The sequence below is a fragment of the Streptomyces sp. SAI-135 genome, assembly GCF_029893805.1.
Lineage (GTDB): Bacteria > Actinomycetota > Actinomycetes > Streptomycetales > Streptomycetaceae > Streptomyces.
The window spans coordinates 2,711,824-2,729,595 of record NZ_JARXYP010000002.1; the positions used below are offsets into that span (position 1 = coordinate 2,711,824).

Annotated in this window: 15 protein-coding genes and 1 riboswitch; of the genes, 3 read left to right on the plus strand and 12 right to left on the minus strand. The window is 71.4% G+C overall.

Going from position 1 to position 17,772, the window contains the following annotated elements; genetic code table 11:
• Positions 1–18: 18 nt before the first annotated feature.
• On the minus strand, positions 19–1,161 hold the full coding sequence (locus M2163_RS16770) for a glycosyltransferase family 4 protein (protein ID WP_280894339.1): 1,143 nt from the start codon (positions 1,159–1,161) through the stop codon (positions 19–21).
• Positions 1,162–1,281: 120 nt separating this feature from the next.
• On the opposite strand from M2163_RS16770, the gene M2163_RS16775 reads away from it, so the two are divergent.
• Entirely contained in the window at positions 1,282–2,523 is a 1,242-nt protein-coding gene (locus M2163_RS16775) for a glycosyltransferase 87 family protein (protein WP_280894340.1), read from the plus strand.
• Between the two features lie 18 nt (positions 2,524–2,541).
• Here the strand turns inward: M2163_RS16775 and M2163_RS16780 are convergent, their stop codons facing one another.
• The 5 genes from M2163_RS16780 to M2163_RS16800 form a co-directional block, all read right to left on the minus strand.
• Positions 2,542–3,735, minus strand: coding sequence for a hypothetical protein (locus M2163_RS16780; protein WP_280894341.1), 1,194 nt, complete (start codon positions 3,733–3,735; stop codon positions 2,542–2,544).
• A gap of 33 nt (positions 3,736–3,768) precedes the next feature.
• The gene (locus M2163_RS16785; protein WP_280894342.1) at positions 3,769–4,785 is read right to left on the minus strand and encodes a C40 family peptidase; all 1,017 of its coding nucleotides are present in this window, start codon (positions 4,783–4,785) and stop codon (positions 3,769–3,771) included.
• 203 nt (positions 4,786–4,988) lie between these two features.
• On the minus strand, positions 4,989–6,023 hold the full coding sequence (locus M2163_RS16790) for a C40 family peptidase (RefSeq protein ID WP_280851970.1): 1,035 nt from the start codon (positions 6,021–6,023) through the stop codon (positions 4,989–4,991).
• A gap of 210 nt (positions 6,024–6,233) precedes the next feature.
• Entirely contained in the window at positions 6,234–7,577 is a 1,344-nt protein-coding gene (locus M2163_RS16795; protein WP_280894343.1) for an NYN domain-containing protein, read from the minus strand.
• 35 nt (positions 7,578–7,612) lie between these two features.
• Positions 7,613–7,852, minus strand: coding sequence for a hypothetical protein (locus M2163_RS16800; protein WP_037719539.1), 240 nt, complete (start codon positions 7,850–7,852; stop codon positions 7,613–7,615).
• Positions 7,853–8,023: 171 nt separating this feature from the next.
• Between M2163_RS16800 and M2163_RS16805 the strand changes: the two genes are divergently transcribed.
• Positions 8,024–8,764, plus strand: a complete 741-nt coding sequence (locus M2163_RS16805; protein WP_280851968.1) for a rhomboid family intramembrane serine protease — start codon at positions 8,024–8,026, stop codon at positions 8,762–8,764.
• Complete coding sequence (locus M2163_RS16810; RefSeq protein WP_020137395.1) at positions 8,761–9,042, plus strand: Lrp/AsnC ligand binding domain-containing protein; 282 nt, start codon at positions 8,761–8,763, stop codon at positions 9,040–9,042. Before M2163_RS16805 ends, M2163_RS16810 begins: the two co-directional genes overlap by 4 nt.
• A gap of 16 nt (positions 9,043–9,058) precedes the next feature.
• On the opposite strand, the gene M2163_RS16815 is transcribed toward M2163_RS16810, so the two are convergent.
• The 6 genes from M2163_RS16815 to M2163_RS16840 form a co-directional block, all read right to left on the minus strand.
• Positions 9,059–11,200 carry a serine/threonine-protein kinase gene (locus M2163_RS16815; protein WP_280894344.1) on the minus strand — a complete coding sequence of 714 codons (2,142 nt, stop codon included), beginning with the start codon at positions 11,198–11,200 and terminating at the stop codon, positions 9,059–9,061.
• A gap of 68 nt (positions 11,201–11,268) precedes the next feature.
• Positions 11,269–12,645, minus strand: coding sequence for an aminotransferase class V-fold PLP-dependent enzyme (locus M2163_RS16820; protein ID WP_280894345.1), 1,377 nt, complete (start codon positions 12,643–12,645; stop codon positions 11,269–11,271).
• 119 nt (positions 12,646–12,764) lie between these two features.
• Positions 12,765–12,881: riboswitch (SAM riboswitch) on the minus strand.
• 76 nt (positions 12,882–12,957) lie between these two features.
• Complete coding sequence (gene trpD, locus M2163_RS16825; RefSeq protein ID WP_280851964.1) at positions 12,958–14,022, minus strand: anthranilate phosphoribosyltransferase; 1,065 nt, start codon at positions 14,020–14,022, stop codon at positions 12,958–12,960.
• 214 nt (positions 14,023–14,236) lie between these two features.
• Positions 14,237–15,874 carry a cytochrome bc complex cytochrome b subunit gene (locus tag M2163_RS16830; protein ID WP_280851963.1) on the minus strand — a complete coding sequence of 546 codons (1,638 nt, stop codon included), beginning with the start codon at positions 15,872–15,874 and terminating at the stop codon, positions 14,237–14,239.
• The gene (locus M2163_RS16835; protein WP_280851962.1) at positions 15,871–16,926 is read right to left on the minus strand and encodes a Rieske 2Fe-2S domain-containing protein; all 1,056 of its coding nucleotides are present in this window, start codon (positions 16,924–16,926) and stop codon (positions 15,871–15,873) included. Before M2163_RS16835 ends, M2163_RS16830 begins: the two co-directional genes overlap by 4 nt.
• Entirely contained in the window at positions 16,923–17,732 is an 810-nt protein-coding gene (locus M2163_RS16840; protein WP_280851961.1) for a c-type cytochrome, read from the minus strand. The genes M2163_RS16835 and M2163_RS16840 overlap by 4 nt, the downstream gene beginning before the upstream one ends.
• Positions 17,733–17,772: the final 40 nt, after the last annotated feature.

Genomic DNA, 17,772 nt, shown 5'->3' on the forward strand with positions numbered 1-17,772 from the left:
CGGATTATCGGCCTCCGGCTATAGCAATGCCTTCAACTTTTCCGCCAACAAGTCCCAGCGCCACTTCTCCTCGACCCACTCCCGCCCCCGCTCCCCCATGCGCCTCCGCAGTTCCGCGTCGCCGAGGAGGACGACGATCCGCTCGGCGGCCTCCTCCGGGGAACCGCCGCGCACGACCCACCCGGTCTCGCCGTCGAGCACGGCGTCCGGGGCGCCCCCCGAGTCACCCGCGACCACCGGGAGCCCGGTCGCCGAGGCCTCCAGGTAGACGATCCCGAGCCCCTCGACGTCGAGGCCGCCCCGGCGGGTCCGGCACGGCATCGCGAACACGTCACCGGCGCCGTAGTGCGCGGGCAGCTCCGACCAGGGCACCGCCCCGGTGAAGCGGACGGAACCGGCGACACCGGTCTCGTGGGCGAGCCTGCGCAGCTCCTTCTCGTACGGCCCGCCGCCGACGATCAGCAGGACGGCGTCCGGCTCCGCGGCCAGGATCCGCGGCATGGCGAGGATGAGGGTGTCCTGTCCCTTGCGCGGCACGAGCCGCGAGACGCACACGACCACCGGCCGGTCCGTGAGCCCGAGGCGCGCCCGCACGGCGTCCCCGCCCGACCCGGGATGGAAGGTCTTCTCGTCGACCCCCGGCGGCAGCTGCACCATCCTCCCGGCGGCCTCGGGCGTCAGCGCGGCGGCGATCCGCGACCGCGTGTACTCCCCGAGGTAGGTGATCGTGTCCGTCGACTCGCCGATACGGCCCAACAGCTGCCGAGCGGCGGGCAGTTGGGCCCACCCCGCCTCGTGTCCGTGGGTCGTCGCCACCAGCCGCCCGGCCCCGGCCCTGCGGAGCGCGGGCGCCATCAGCCCGAGCGGCGCCGCCGCCCCGAACCACACCGACGTACAGCCGTGTTCCCTCAGCAGCCCGACGGCCCTGCGGGTCGCCCCGGGCGTCGGCAGCAGCATGGTCGTGGAGTCCCGTACGACGGTGAAGGGCTGCTCGGCGTCGAAGGCGGCCGTCGCCTGGACGCCCTCCCGGCTCCGCTTCCAGGTGGAGGCGTAGACGACCAGCCGCTCGGGGTCGAGCCGCAGCGCCATGTTGTGCAGGAACGCCTGGATGCCACCCGGGCGGGGCGGGAAGTCGTTCGTCACGATCAGGGTCTTGTGCATCGCCGCAGACCCTACCGAACCGGCTGCTCACAGCCGGGCACGGCCACGTTTATGGCACCCTCACAGGAGAGCGGGACATCATGTTCCCCTCAAGACCGGAAGAGAACGGCAGGGGATCACGTGGAGACGAAGGCCGTGCGGTGGTCCCTGACCGGACTGCTGCTGACCTGGGGCGTGACCAGGCTGCTCCTCCTGCTGTGGGTCTTCCGGGTGTACGTCTTCCCGGGCCCGGACGTCACGAGTGACGTGTCGGTGATCTACCAGGGCTGGTACGACGTCCTGCGCACCGGAACGTTCCCGCAGGAGGACGTGACCTGGCAGTACCCGCCCGCCGCGGCCCTCGCGATCCTCTCCCCCGCGCTGCTGCCCTTCCTGGAGTACACCCAGGCCTTCTTCCTCATGGCCTTCGCCGCGGACCTGGTCGTCCTCCTCCTGCTGCTGTACGCGGGCCTGCGCGACGGGCGGCGGCTGCGGGGGGCCTGGGTGTGGGTGGCGGGCGTACCCCTGCTCGGCCCGACCGTCTACTCCCGCTACGACGTGATGGTGACCGCGGTGGCGGTCGCCGCGGTCCTCGCGGCCGCCCGGCACCCGAAGGTGGCGGGGGCCCTGGTGGGCTTCGGGGCCATGCTGAAGGTGTGGCCGGCGCTGATCCTGGTCGGCATCCGCAGGCGCAGCGTGTGGGCCTCGGCGGCGGTGACGGTCGCGGTGGTGGCCGGACTGTTCTCGGTGTCGATGCCCGGGGCCTTCGCCTTCCTGACCTTCCAGCGGGAGCGGGGCACCGAGGTGGAGTCGCTGGGCTCGCTGGTCTTCCACATCGCCCGCCACCACGGCTGGAACGGCCAGGTGCTGCTGAACTACGGCTCGGTGGAGTTCCTCGGGCCCTGGGTGACCACCGTCAGCACGGCCGCGCTGACGCTGACCGGCATGGCCTTCGGAGTGCTGCTGCTGTGGCGGCTGACGGCCTCCCGGTTCGAGGCGCACACGACGGCCGACGCGGCCCTGGTGGCGGTGCTGATGTTCACCACCACCAGCCGGGTGATCAGCCCGCAGTACATGGTGTGGCTGGTCGGCCTCGCGGCGGCCTGTCTGTGCTTCCGGGCCAGCCGGATGGGGGTGCCGGCCCTCCTGGTGCTGGTGGCGTGCTTCGTGACGGTCCTGGAGTTCCCGATCTGGTTCGCGGACGTGGTGAGCAGCAGCCCCCTCGGCATCACCCTGCTGCTCGTGCGCAACGGCCTGCTGGTCGCCGCCACCGCCCTCGGCATGCGCGAACTGTGGCGGGCGACGGTCCCGAAGCGGACCCCGCCGGCCCCGGTGCCGGATCAGCCCACCGCCCCGGCCCGGGAGACCTCGGCGTCCTCCTGAGCCGCCGGAGTCGTCCGCTCAGGCCAGCTGATCCCGCAGGTACTGACGCCACTCGGTGGTGAAGGACGCCAGGTCGGTGCCGAGTACGTCCGCCATGGCCTCCTCCACCGCTCCCGGGCGCTTCCTGTGTGTGCCCACGGACCGGTAGAACTCGCCCAGCTTCGCCTCGCCCCAGCGGTCCGCGATCAGCCGGCAGGCCAGCCAGCCGCCCTCGTAGGACATCGCGAGGGCGGACGCGCTGCCGCCGAAGCCGAAGTCCGCGTCGGACGGCAGGGCCTTCGGCACCCGGCCCGCGGACACGGCCTCCCCCAGCTCCGGCGCGACCTCGGCCGGGGTGCGCCCGCTGCCCCGGTAGCCGACCCAGTCGGCGTACCCCTCCGACAGCCACAGCGGGGTCGCGGCGGTGGTGGCGGTGCGAGTGGCGACATGGGTGGTCTCGTGGGTGAGCACGACCTGCCTGCCCAGGTTGCCGAGCAGGCCGTAGGCGTCCGGGTTGACGATGATCCGGTCCGCGGGCGCCTGCGCGGGGGCCCCGGTCTCGCCGGTGGTGACGGCCGCGATCCCGCGGTACGAGGAGGCGGGCGAGCCGAGCAGCCCCGCCATGCCGTCCAGGGACCTCGGTACGAGCACGACGACGTGCCGGGACCACGCGGGGCCCCAGGCGTCGGACACGGCGGGCACGGCGTCGTCGGCGAGGTCGGCGAAGGCGTGCAGCCGCTCGCCGGACTGGCCGACACCGAGGACGATGCTGTGCCTGCCGCGGACGACGGTCACCTCGCCCTGGTCCCACAGCTGCTGCGGGGCCTTCTTCGCGGGCTTCTCGTCCTTCACGTACCACCGGCCGGCCGCGTCCAGGGAGAGGGCCAGGGTGCGGGCGACGGTGACGGGCGCCTGGTCGTAACCCTGGACCTGGTAGCGCAGTTCGGCGTCCGCGGTGGCGGTGGCGCCGGTGCGGTGCACTCCGGTGACCTTGTAGGCCCACGAGGCCAGCGGCACCGCGCTGACGTCCTGGAACCAGCTCGCGGCACCGGTCTCGGCCACCGCCGCCCCGTCACGGTCGAGGACGGCCGCCGCCCGCAGGTCGAGGACGTGCTGTACGTCCGCCTCGGCGGCGTCCGTGGCGGTCGGCCGGCCGCCGCAGGCCACCAGCGAGGTGAGCAGCAGGCACAGCACCACCGCACCGTGTTTCGGCACCCGCCGTCGACCAGCCATGTTTCCCGATCGTACGGGTATCGCGGCCGTCGGTCAGGGGCGCGTGACCGTCGCCCCCGGCATCATGCCCACCGGGTCGTAGCGCACCGGGGCGCCGGGGTACGGGGCGTGCACGACCTGGCCGTTGCCGACGTACATGCCGACATGGCTGGCGTCGCCGCGGTAGGTGACCAGATCGCCGGGCCGTGCCTGGGAGAGGGGCACCTGGCGGCCGGCGTGCCGCTGGGCCTGCGAGGTACGCGGCAGGGAGACGCCGGCCTGGGCGTACGACCACTGCATCAGGCCCGAGCAGTCGAAGCCGTTGGGCCCGTTGGCGCCCCACACGTACGGCTTGCCGACCGCGGACTGGGCGGCGGCCACGGCGGCGGCCGCCCGGCCCGAGGGCGCCACGGCCCCCGAGAGGTCGGGCATCGCGGAGCGACCGGAGCGGGAGGCCCGGTCGTAGGCGGCGCGCTCGTCGGACGGCAGGGAGTTGAGCAGCTCACGCGCCCGGGCGAGCTTCTTCTCGACGGTCCGCTTGTGGGCGGCGACGGCCTTGCGGCTCTTCTCCAGTTCGCCGAGTTTGCGGGCCGCCTCGCCGCGCTCCTGGGCGAGTTCGCGCATGGCCTCCTGGAGGTCCTTCAGTTCGCCCGCCTGGTGGGCGTTGATGCGGTCCAGAGCGGCCGCCTTGTCGAGGTACTCGTCCGGGTCGTCGGAGAACAGCAGCGCGAGGGACGGGTCGAGGCCGCCCGCGCGGTACTGGGCCCCGGCCAGTGAACCGAGCCTCTCCCGCATGGCGTTGATGCGCTCCTGCTGGCGGGCGATTCCGTCCTGGGCGGTGCTGACCTCCTCGCGCAGCGAGTCGGCGCGCTCGTCGGCCTCGTTGTAGGCGTCCGTGGCCTGCTCGGCCTGCTCGTAGAGGCGGTCCACCTCGGCCCGGGTGTCGTCGGAGGGAGCGGCGGCGGCCGGTACGGCGCCGAGCGCGGCGGCCGCCGCGGACAGCACGCACAGGGCGGCACCGGCGCCCCGGTTGAACCCGGACGTCTGGACCAGGCGGCGATGGAACCCCACGGAGGCCGCGCTCCTTCCCTTGGCGGACGAGAACGCGGCAGACAGTAGCCCCGGGAACGGGACCCGGCCAAAGACCTCAGGGGGTGCACAAAGTGACGCCCCGCCTCAGACGCAGGTCATGGGCGGGGCGTGGAGTCAGACGAGGTTGTCGCGATTCGCCCGAACGGGGGGCGAGTCGTGGCGATCTTGAGACGCCGAAGGGCTCAGATCCGCACGCCGAACTGGAACGGCATGTTGTTGATCGACTCGTAGCGCACGACGGTACCGGTGCGCGGGGCGTGAATGATCTGGCCGTTGCCCGCGTACAGCCCGACGTGGTGCAGGTCGCCGTAGAAGATGACCAGGTCGCCGACCTTGAGGTCGCTCTGGGAGTAGATGCGGGTGCCGGCGTTGGCCTGGGCCTGCGAGGTGCGCGGGATGGTGATGCCGGCCTGCGCGTAGGCCCAGGAGGTCAGGCCCGAGCAGTCGTAGGAGGCGGTGCCGGTGGCGCCGTAGACGTAGGGCTTGCCGAGCTGGGTCTGGGCGGCGTTGAAGGCGGCCTGGGCCCGGGCGGAGGACGCGGGGGCGTCACCGAGGTCCACGCGCGAGCTGGCGGAACGGCTGGCGCGGGCGTCGGCGGCGGCGAGGGCGGCCTTCTCGGCGGCCGTCAGCGAGTTGAGGAGCTTCTGCGCCTCGGCGAGCTTGCCCTGAACGGCCTTCTTCTGCTTGGCCAGTTCGGCGCGGGTGCTGGCGAGGTCCTTGAGCTTCTCGGAGGCCTCGGCGCGGTCCTGGGCCAGCTCGCGCTGCTTCTCCTGGATCTTCTTCAGCGCCTCGACCTGCTGGGAGCTGAGCTGGTCCGCGGTGGAGGCCTTGTCCAGGTAGTCGTCCGGGTTCGACGACAGGAAGAGCTGGAGCGAGGAGTCGATGGTGCCGGTGCGGTACTGCGCGGCGGCGGCGAGGCCCATGGAGTCGCGCAGCTCGTTCAGGTCGTCCTGGCCGCGGGCCACGTCGTCCTGGATGGTGGAGATCTCCTTCTGGAGCTTCTCCTGCTTCTCCTTGGCGCCGTTGAGCTTCTCGGTGGCCTGCTCGGCCTGCTCGTAGAGGGCGTCGACCTTCGCCTTGACCTCGTCCTTGCTCGGCTTCTCGCTCGGCGCGGCATTGGCGGCATTGGCACTGAGGGCCACGGCGGCAGCGGCTGCGGTCGTGAGCACGGTCACGCGCGTACGGCTCGGCTGCTTGGGTCGACGATGGGACGCCACGGAGGTGAACTCCTTCTTTTGAGTGATCACCCGCTCGGAGGTTCGAGAGCAGACCCTAGTGACCATCCCGTGATCAGTTCAAATCCTCAGGAGCAAAATCCTGTCACGCCATGCATTCTTTACACACAACTCACGTGCAGTGAGGCGGGCTTGACACTACGTTGCGTGACGATACCGCCAATTCGGGCACTAAACCCCGAACTTTGAGGTTTAGGACAGCCGCTTCAGAAGCACCGCAGAAGCCACCGGCCGCGCCCCCGCCTTGGCGACGCCGTCGGCGACCTCGCGATCCGTCGAGGCGACGATCACCGGCCGCCCGGGCGGCTCGGCGCGCACCAGCTGGCGGATCAACTCGTCGGCGGTGACGCCCGCCTTCGAGAACAGCACCCGCACTCCGCGCGGCGGCGCGAGCAGCACCGGCGCGGCGAGCTCGGCCCCGTCGAAGACACAGGTCACCTCCGCCCCGGTCTGCGCGGCGAGCTGCGAGAGCTGCCCGAGGAGCCTGAGGCGCTGCTTCTCCAGCGGCATCTGGGGATAGCCGGTCTTGGTGACGTTGTAGCCGTCGACCACCAAGTGCGCCTGGGGCAGGGCGAGAAGCTGGTCCAGGATCGCCGGGTCGTTCTCGGACAGGGCCCGCGCGGCGATGTCCTTCGGGGTCATGCGGCCCGGTTCGACCGCGTCCACGGTCTCGGCGGGCCTGACGGACACCGGCGGCAGGGCCAGCTCCCGGCGCAGGCCCTGGGCCGCGTCCAGAACGGTGTCCAGAAGCAGACGCACGCGCATGTCCTCGACACTGCGCCCCTCCCGTGCCGCTCTGCGCGTGGCCTCCAGCGCGGCCTCCGCCTCCCCGAGGCGGGCCTTCAGGCGCCGGGACTCGCTCTCGGCGGCGGACACCTGGGCCTGGCCCTCGGCGCGCACGGCCTCCATCTCGCCCTGCAGCTTGCGCAGGGCCGCCTCGCCGCGCTTGACGTCACTGAGTGCCGCACGCAGCTTGCGGTGAAGCGATTCGGCTTCCTTCTTGGTGGACTCCAGCTCGGTGCGCAGCCGCTCGGTCTCGGTGCGCGTCTGCTCGCGGGCGGCGGTGAGCTCCCCGCGCAGCCGCTCCAGCTCGGCGCGGCTCTCCTCGTCGGCCCGTTCGGCGTCGGCGCGCTGGGCCTCCTCGCCGGCCGCGGTGACCAGCTTGACCCAGCCGGTGGGACGCAGAACATAGGCCGCGGCCGCCACGTCGAGCGGGTCCGCGGCCGGGGGCGGGGCGCCGGAGTCGAGGGCGCCGCAGAGTTCCGGCTGGGCCTCTCTGAACTTCTCCCCGATGCGCTGGCGGAAGAGCGGATCGGTCTCCAGCGCGGCCGCCATCGCGTTGCCGGCGAACTTGGCCCGCCGGTTCGGCGCGAAGCGCGCGTACTGCCTGAGCTGTGCGGGCAGTTCGCCGACGGTCAGCCCGCCGAACCCCTCCGAGACGATGTGCACGACCCTGCGCCGCACGCCGTCGGGCAGCGGACGGTCGAGGACCTCGGCGGCGCCGTCGCCCGGCTCCCCGCCTTGTGTCTCCACCATCCGTCACACCCCATCACTGTGCGGGGCCGGCCCTGTCAGGAACCGGCGCCCGGCCTGTCCACGAGCTCCACCTGGTCCACGGCGTTGCACCAGCGGCACCGCACCGACTCGATGGTCTCACTGACCACCTCGCGCTCCTCGACCTTCGGCTCTCCCGCCAGGTCGAGGTGGACGTACTCGACGACCTTCGACGAGCGGGTCACATCGAAGCGCGTGAGGTTGCCGCAGAGGGTGCAGCGCCACCGCGTCGAGGCGGTCGGGAGGGGAACCGTCATCGTGACTGTGCTCTTTCCTGCTAGCCATTGTCAGTGACACACCGGCGTCCCGGTGCGTGTGGCTCGTAACCCTACGGCCTGGCGGGTACTCGCCGCTCGGGCGTCCACGGGACCCGTCCGGCGGCGAGGCACTCTGTTCGGTTGCGTCCCGTTACGTCATGCTCTGTGTTCATGATCCGCAACTGGAGGGTGACACTCGGTGGAGCACGCGGCGCGCTCTGGGGGCCGGCTCCGGTCACATACGGCCTGATCGCCCTGTGCTGTCTGGTCTTCGTGATCGGCCCCGCCTCGGGTCTCGACCCGGCCTACGGCTCCGGGGACGCGGCCCTGGCCGCCCAGCGGGCGTACTTCCGCCGCTGGGGCGTGGTCCCCGCCGAACTCTTCGAGGGCTCACCCGGTGCCGCCCTCACCCCGGCCACCGCGCTGTTCGTGCACGGGAGCTGGGTGCACCTGCTGGGCAACATGCTCTTCCTCTACGTCTTCGGGGTGATGACCGAGGAACGGATGGGCCGGGTGCAGTTCCTCCTCTTCTACGTCGGCTGCGGCTACCTCGCCCTGCTGGGCTACGCGGCCGCCAACGCCGACTCCGGGCAGTCCCTGGTCGGGGCCTCCGGGGCGATCTCGGCGGTCCTCGGCGCGCTTCTCTTCCTGTTTCCCCGGGCCCGGGTGACCAGTCTCCTGCCGTTCCTCTTCTTCCTGCCGCTGCGCTTCCCCGCCTGGGTCGTCCTGCCGTTCTGGGCCGCGCTGCAATGGCTCGCCGCGGGCCGGGCGACCGACGGCCCCGGGGTGGCCTATCTGGCCCATCTGGTGGGCTTCGGCCTCGGCCTGGTCTTCGCCTGGGTGCGTTTCGGCCGTACGACTAGAGTGAGGGCCGCCCCAGCCCCGGCCCCCGAGGGAGAGAACCAGCCGTGATCACCGCGATCGTCCTCATCAAGACCAGCGTGGACCGGATCCCCGAGATCGCGGAGCGGATCGCCGCGCTGGAGTCCGTGAGCGAGGTCTTCTCCGTCACGGGCACGTACGACCTGATCGCCATGGTCCGGGTCAAGCAGCACGAGGACCTCGCCGAGGTCATCCCCGGCAGCATCAGCAAGATCCCCGGCGTCGAGGCGACGGACACCCACGTGGCCTTCCGCACCTACTCGCAGCACGACCTGGAGGCCGCGTTCGCGATCGGCCTCGACAGCTGATCGTCCCGGACCGGCCCTAGGAGCCGAGCGCGAGGACCGTGATGCCGTCGGCGTTCGCGGCGTACACGCGGCCGTCCCGGACGACCGGACTCTGGGTGCCGATGGAGGCGCCGCCCTCGACGCGCCGGTGCCAGGTCCGCTTCCCCCTGCGGTCGATGCCGTAGAGCGTCGAGCCGTGGCGCACGTAGACGGTGTCGCCGAAGACGGTGGGGTCGCTGTACTGGTTTCCCTCGTCGGTGAAGCGGAAGGACCACACCGTCGATCCGTCGGCGGGGTCCAGGGCGACCAGTTCGTAGTCGGAGGCGGTGACGCCCAGCCCGCCGAAGGGCACACAGGTGAAGTAGCGGCCGCCGTACACCTTGTCGTTGGCCGAGTGCCACAGCGGCTTGCCGGTGCGGCCGATGCCGTGCAGTGTCCGCTCGCCGCCCGATCCGACCACCAGGGTGTCCCCGACGAGCGCGGGGCGCCCGGTGTCGGGGCCCGCCGCCGTCGCCCAGAGCCGCTTGCCGCTCTTCGCGTCCAGGGCCTGGACCTGGTCGCCGAAGGTGCCGACGTAGACGACCCCGTCCGCCACGGTGGGCTCGCTGGTGGGCGCGGCGCCGGTCGGGGCGGTCCAGCGCACGCTGCCGTCGGGGGCGTAGGCCCGCACCCCGCCCGCGTCCGAGCCGTCGCCGTAGGACACCAGGACCAGGCGGCCCGCGGCGACCGGGAACTGGCTGTTCGCGGCGAACGTCCTGGTCCAGCGGACCTTGCCGCTCCGGCCGAGCGCGCACAGCTTGGAAGCGCCCTCCTGGCCGTCCTCCAGCAGGCAGTACACGCCGTCGGCGGTGGCGAGCGGGGACATCGCCTCAGCGCCGAGCTCGGTCCGCCACACGGTCCGTCCGTCCAGGTCCAGCGCGTGCAGCGCGCCGTCCGCGCCGCCGACGTAGACCCGTGTGCCGTCCGGTGAGACGGCCGCGCAGGGGCCGCGCCGCCCGCCGAGTCCCTGGACCTTGTACTGCCAGCCCGTCGCGGGAGTGCCCGCCGGGGACCCCGCCCCGGTCGTCGCCTGTCCGTCCGCCGAGTCCCGCAGCCACAGCCATCCGCCCGCGCCTCCGGCGGCCACGACTCCGACGCCGCCCGCCACGGCCCGCAGCAGCCGGCGCCGGGACGGCGGGGCGGGGGCGGGTGTCACAGGGGCGACCGCGGGGACGTCCGTGACGGTCACCGGCGCCACGTACTCGACCCGGCTGCCCCGCTCCCCCGAGTCGTGCCCGGGCACCCAGTGCGCGCCGCTCCGGGCGGCCTCGGGCTCCCGCACGGCTCCGGGCGCGTACCACCCGGGCCGCAGCCCCTCACGCAGCGAGGCGGCGGTGTGTCCCGCGGCCGCGACCAGCTCCGCGGGCGTCGGCCGCGCGCCGGGGCCGTCCCGCAGACAAGCCTGCACCAGGGGCAGTTGCTCCTCCGGTACGGCGGTCAGGTCCACGTCACCGGTCAGGATCCGCAGCAGAACGACCGAATCCTGCCCCTCGCCGAAAGGCTCCTTCCCGCCGGAGGCGTAAGCGAGGACCGCACCCAGGGAGAAGACGTCGCTGGCCGGCACCACCTGGGCACCGTTGCGGATCTGCTCGGGCGAGAGATAGCCGACCGATCCGACGACCACGCCGGTCCGGGTCAGGGCGGTGCCCTCCAGGGCCCGGACGATCCCGAAGTCGATGACCCGGGGGCCGTCCGGCGCGAGCAGGATGTTGGAGGGCTTGAGGTCCCGGTGCACCAGCCCCTTGGCGTGGATCGCGGCGAGCGCCTCGGCGAGCGCGGCCGCCAGCAGCCGTACCGCGTCCCCGGGCAGCGGTCCCCGGTCGAGCACCGCGTCCCGCAGGTTGGGTCCCCGCACGAACTCCGTGGCCATCCAGGGCCGCGCGGCCTCGGTGTCCGCGTCCACGACCCGCGCGGTGTACGTGCCCGCCCCGCCGACCGTCTGCGCGGCCCGCACCTCGTGCCGGAACCGGGCGCGGAAGGTGCGGTCCTCGGCGTGTTCGGCCCGTACCACCTTCACGGCCAGCCGCAGTCCGCCGCGCGCCTCGGCCAGATACACCTCGCCCATGCCGCCGGACCCGAGTCTGCCCAGGACCTCGTAGGGCCCGATGGTCCGCGGGTCCGTCTCGCGCAGCTCCTGCACCCCGTGCTCCCCCTGCTTTCCGTACGGCTGCTGAGGGGGAGGGTATACGCGTGCCGGCCGTCGCCGTCCTAGACGACCGGGACGCAGCGCCCGTCCTCGGTGCGGTACGTCCACTTCGCACCGTCCGCGACCAGTTCCTTCACGGCCTGCACGAACCGCTCCACGTGCTCGTCCGGCGTGCCGGCGCCGAAGCTCACCCGGATCGCGTTGAGGGACTTCTCGCCGGGCGCGGCCTCGGGGGCGCCGCACTCGCCCTGGGACTGCGGGTCGCTGCCGAGGAGGGTGCGCACGAGGGGGTGGGCGCAGAAGAGACCGTCGCGGACGCCGATGCCGTACTCGGCGGACAGGGCGGCGGCGAAGTGGGAGCTGTTCCAGCCCTCGACGACGAAGGAGAGCACGCCGACGCGGGGGGCGTCGTCACCGAAGAGGGACAGGACGCGGACCTCCGGGACCTCGGCGAGGCCGGCCTTCACCTTCTCGATCAGGTGCTGCTCGCGGGCCACCAGGCTGTCGAAACCGGTCTCCGTCAGCGCCTTGCAGGCCGAGGCGATGGAGTAGGCGCCGATGACGTTCGGGGAGCCGGCCTCGTGGCGGGCGGCGCTGTCGTGCCACTCCACGTCCACTCCCCCGTCCTCGCGCCGGGTGACCTTGCGGCTGGCGCCGCCGCCCGCGAGGTAGGGGTCGGCCGCCTGGAGCCAGTCGGCGCGGCCGGCCAGGACACCGGAGCCGAAGGGGGCGTACAGCTTGTGGCCGGAGAAGGCGACCCAGTCGACGTCGAGGTCACGGACGCTCACCGGGTGGTGCGGGGCGAGCTGGGCGGCGTCCAGGACGATCCGCGCGCCGTGCGCGTGGGCGGCGGCGGCCAGCTCGCGGACCGGCCACAGCTCACCGGTGACGTTGGAGGCGCCGGTCACGCACACCAGGGCCGGGCCGTGGCCCTCTTGAACGGATGCAGTACGGGCGGCGAGGGCCGTCTCCAGGGTCTCGACGGCCTGCCGCGGGGTGCGCGGGGCGTCGAGGTAGCTGACCTGGGCGTCCTTCCAGGGCAGCAGGCTCGCGTGGTGCTCGGTCTCGAAGACGAAGACCTGGCAGTCCGCGGGGAGGGCGGCGGCGAGGAGGTTGAGCGAGTCGGTGGTCGAGCGGGTGAAGACCAGCTGGTCGTCGTCGCGGCAGTCGAGGAATTCGGTGACGGTCCTGCGGGCGTTCTCGAACAGGTCGGTCGACAGCTGCGAGAGGTAGCCGGCGCCGCGGTGCACGCTGCCGTAGTAGGGGGCGTACGCGGCCACGTCGTCCCAGACCCGCTGGAGGGCCGGTGCGCTGGCCGCGTAGTCGAGCGCCGCGTAGGTGACCTCGCCGCCGGTGACGAGCGGGACGGTGACATCCCGGCCCAGAACGGGCAGCGGGGCACAAATGGTCGGGGCGGAGGCAGCGGTGGAGACGGACATGGGGAACTCCCGTGAAAGTAAAGGTGAGAGGGGTGCGCGGAGGCGGGGCTCGGCGGCCCTATCGCATTCGCTGGCTCACGGAAGACTCCTCGAACGACCAGGATCCCTGGTTCGTGAGGGATCCGCGCTTGCCGCAGACCTCGCTGCCTACGGCCTGGTCTTCACCCGGGGCACCCCGCCACGGACGGAGGGTTGCCGGACAGTCGGCCGGGGCCTCATGACTGTCACTCATGACCTGGTCGAAAAACCTACGCGAGGTGATCGTCGTCCCGCAACCCGTGTCCGGATCGCGGGACGACACCCCGCAGGACGCTACGCGTTGCTCGCGGCCACCCAGCGCTCCAGCGTCCGCTTCGCCGCGCCCGAGTCGATCGCCTCCGCGGCCTTGTCCATCCCGGCCCGCAGCTGCTCGGCCAGCGTCCCCGTCCCCGGGTCCAGGGCCACCAGCGCGGCCGCCGAGTTCAGGAGTACGGCGTCGCGGACCGGGCCCTTCTCGCCGTCCAGCAGGTGGCGGGCGACCTCCGCGTTGTACGCCGGGTCACCGCCCCGCAGGGCCTCCACCGGCACCAGGTCGATGCCGACGTCCCGGGGGTCGAAGCTCTCCTCGGCGACCTTGCCGTCGCGGACGACCCAGACCCGGGAGGTCGACGTGGTGGTCAGCTCGTCGAGGCCGTCGTCACCGCGGAAGACCAGGGAGGAGTGGCCGCGCTCGGCGAAGACGCCGGCGACGACCGGTGCCATGCGCGGGTCCGCGACCCCGACCGCCTGGGCGCGCACCCGGGCGGGGTTGGTCAGCGGCCCGAGGATGTTGAACACCGTGCGGATGCCCAACTGGCCGCGGGCGGCGCCCGCGTGGCGCAGCGCCGGATGGAACTTGATGGCGAAGCAGAACGTGATCCCGGCCTCCTCGGCCACCTCGGCCACCCGCCGCGGGGTCAGCTCCAGGTTGACGCCGAGCTTCTCCAGGACGTCCGAGGCGCCGGACGCGGAGGAGGCGGCCCGGTTGCCGTGCTTGACCACCGTGGCACCGGTGCCGGCCACGACGATCGCCGACATGGTGGAGATGTTGACGGTCTTGGCGCCGTCACCACCGGTGCCGACGATGTCCACCGTCCGCCCGGGGACCTCGATCACGTTGGCGTGCGCGTACATCGTCCGCACGAGCCCGTTGATCTCCTCGACCGTCTCGCCCTTGGCCCTCAGGGCGACCACGAAGCCGGCGATCTGCGCGTCGGTCGCCTCGCCCTGCATGATCCGGTCCATCGCCCACGCCGTGGCGTCGGCGCTCTGGTCACGGCCGTACAGCAGGGCGTTCAGTACCTCGGGCCAGGAACGGCCCGCCGCGGTGTCGCCTCCAGCGGGGGTCACAGCGCTCATGGGGCCGCTCCAGATGTCGTAGAAAACCGTGCCCACACCCTATCCAGCCCACAGACCGCAACGGGCCGCCGCAGGCATCTCAGGGGCGCGGGGAACTGCGCAAGAGCGCCCGCCCCCACCGACCCGCAGCCGAACCCGCACGGCAAAGGGCCCCGTCCGGTGTTCGGACGGGGCCCCTCCACCGCGCCGTGGCGAGCGCAGCGACAAGCGGGGATCAGTGGTGGCCGTGGCCGCTCGTGATCTCCTTGTACTCCTCGACGGTCGGCTTGGCGATCTGGGACTCCTCGCCGTAGTACGCCTCGCTCAGCTTGGCGCGCAGCTTCTCGGAGCCCTTGACCTTGCGCTCGACGCCGTTCTCGTCGACCGTGGCGCCGATCGCGGCCGGCTTGTACTGCTCGTGCGCCGTGAGCGTGTGCAGCTGCTCCTGGCTGAGCGGCTCGTGCACCTCGATGAACTCACCGTGCGGCAGGCGCTTGATGATGCCGGACTCGCGGCCGTGCAGCACCTTGTCCTTGTCGCGGCGCTGGAGGCCGAGGCAGATCCGCTTGGTGACGACGAACGCCAGGACCGGGGCGACGAAGAACGCGACCCGCACGAACCAGGTGATGGCGTTGATCGACAGGTGGAAGTGGGTGGCCCAGAGGTCGTTTCCACCACCGATCAGCAGGACGAAGTACCAGGTGATCCACGCGACACCGAAGGCCGTACGCGTCGGGGCGTTGCGCGGGCGGTCCAGGATGTGGTGCTCGCGCTTGTCGCCGGTGACCCAGGACTCGATGAACGGGTAGACCGCGATCGCGACCAGGACCAGCGGGAAGATCACCAGCGGGATGAAGACGCCCAGGACGAGCGTGTGACCCCAGAAGTTGATCTCCCAGCCCGGCATGACACGGATCAGGCCCTCGGAGAAGCCCATGTACCAGTCCGGCTGGGCGCCCGTGGACACCTGGTCGGGACGGTAGGGACCCATGGCCCAGATCGGGTTGATGGAGGCGATCGCCGCGATGACCGCGATGACACCGAAGACCAGGAAGAAGAAGCCTCCGGCCTTGGCCATGTAGACCGGCAGCAGCGGCATGCCGACGACGTTGTTGTTGGTCTTGCCGGGGCCCGCGAACTGCGTGTGCTTGTGGTAGAAGACCAGGATCAGGTGCGCCACCACGAGGCCGAGCATGATGCCCGGCAGCAGCAGGACGTGGATCGAGTAGAAGCGGGCCACGAAGTCGCCGCCCGGGAACTCGCCGCCGAACAGGAAGAACGACAGGTACGTGCCGACGATCGGCACGGACAGGACCGCGCCCTCCATGAAGCGGACACCGGTGCCGGAGAGCAGGTCGTCCGGGAGCGAGTAACCGGTGAAGCCGGTGAACATGCCGAGGACGAACAGCAGGAAGCCGAACAGCCAGTTGACCTCACGCGGCTTGCGGAACGCGCCCGTGAAGAACACACGCATCATGTGCACGAACATGCCGGCGAGGAAGATCAGCGCCGCCCAGTGGTGGATCTGCCGGATCAGCAGACCACCGCGCACATCGAAGGAGATGTGCATGGTCGAGTTGAACGCCTCGGACATCAGCTGTCCCTGCAGCGGGACGTAGCTGCCGTGGTACTCCACCTCGTTCATCGACGGGTGGAAGAACAGCGTCAGGTACACACCCGTGAGGATGATGATGATGAAGCTGTAGAGGCAGACCTCACCCAGCATGAACGACCAGTGGTCGGGGAAGATCTTGCGCATGTTGGCCTTGGCCAGGGAGTAGATCCCCAGCCGGCCGTCGGCCCAGTCGGCGACGCGCTCGCCGGCCGGTGCCTTCCCGCGTGAGCGGGATCCGGTGGACTCTGTAGTGCTCATCCGCGCTCCCAGAATGCAGGACCGACGGGCTCCTCGAAGTCGCCGAGCGCTTCGAGGTAACCCTGGTCGTTCACGCCGATGCGCAGCTGCGGCAGGGCGTGACCGGCGGGGCCGAAGATCACCCGGGCACCGTCGGAGAGGTCGAAGGTGGACTGGTGGCAGGGGCAGAGCACGTGGTGCGTCTGCTGCTCGTACAGGGAGATCGGGCAACCGACGTGGGTGCAGATCTTCGAGTACGCGACGATTCCCTCGTACGACCACTCGAGCTCGCGCTTGTCCTTGATGTTGTCCGGCTGGATGCGGACGATCATCAGGGCGGCCTTGGCGATCTCGGTCTGGAACTCCTCGTCGTGCTCCTCCAGGCCCTCGGGCTTGGCGAAGGTCAGCGAGCCGACCTGGACGTCGGAGGGGCGCAGCGGCTCGTTGGTGTTCATGTTGACGAGCTGGAGGCCCTTGCGCCACATGGTGTGGCGGAGCTTGGTGCCGGGCAGCGGACCGAGGTCGCGCAGCAGCATGACGCCGGAGAGCGGGAACAGGGCCAGCGCGCCGAACATCGTGTTGCGGATCAGCTTGCGACGGCCGAGCGCCGACTCCTTGGCACCCTGCTTGAAGTCCGCGTGGACCTTCGCGCGGACCTCGGGGGACGCCTCGATCGGGTGACGCTCGTCGGCGATCTCCTCGTCGGACATCAGGGTGCGGGCCCAGTGGACCGCGCCCGCGCCGATCGCGAAGAGGGCGAGACCGAGGGTCAGGCCCAGCGCGAAGTTCAGCGCGTTGATGTGGCCGATCGGGAAGACGTAGATCGACTTGTCGTGGGGGATGGCCACGTACGAGGCGATGAACCCGATCGTCGACAGCATCGAGACTGTGAAGAGCATGGCCACCGTGCGCTCGGACCGCTTGGCGGCCCGCTCGTCGATGTCCTGCACCCGGTGCTCGTGGGGCGGCAGGCCGGGGTCCGCGAACGGGTTCTTCTCGTCCGCGACACCGACCGCGCCGTGCGCGTCCTGCTCTGCGGGCAGGTTCTCTTCTGGAATGTCTTGGCTACTCATGACTTCTTGGCCTTTGCGGTCCGAGCGGCGACCCAGACGGCGACCGCGATCAGCGCGCCGAGGCCGAAGATCCAGGCGAACAGGCCTTCGGAGACCGGGCCGAGACCGCCCAGCTCAAGGCCGCCGGGGCTCACGGTGTCGTCGCCGTTGACCGCGTTCAGGTACGCGATGATGTCCTTCTTGTTCTGCTCCGACAGCGTGGTGTCGGGGAACGACGGCATGTTCTGCGGGCCGGTCTGCATGGCCTCGTAGATGTGCTTCGGGTCGACGCCCTCGAGGCTCGGCGCGAACTTGCCGTGCGTCAGCGCGCCACCCTTGCCGGTGAAGTTGTGGCACTGGGTGCAGTTGTCACGGAACAGCTCGCCGCCCTTGGCGATGTCGGCACCGTCGGGGCCGTACTGCGCCTCGGTCGGGATGTTCGGACCCGCGCCCAGCGAGGAGATGTACGCGGCCAGCTGGTCGATCTCGGCCTGCGTGTAGATGACCTTCTTGCGCGGAACCTGCGCACCAGGCTGCTGGGCCGGCATACGGCCGGTGCCGACCTGGAAGTCGACGGCCGCGGCGCCCACGCCCACGAGGCTCGGACCGTCGGAGGACCCCTGACCGCCGGTGCCGTGGCAGCTGGCACAGCCTACGGCGAAGAGCTTCTTGCCCTCGTCGATGGCCAGGGACTGGGCGGTTTCATCTGCCTTCGCCTTGTCCGCGGGGGCGAACACGGCGTACAGCCCCCCGGTGCATGCCAGCGCGAGGAGTAGGACGACGAGCGCCGCCAGCGGGTGGCGTCGTCGTGCGGAGAGCTTTTTCACGGATTACCCCGGTGTCAGGATCTTCTGCGTCGATGCTTGC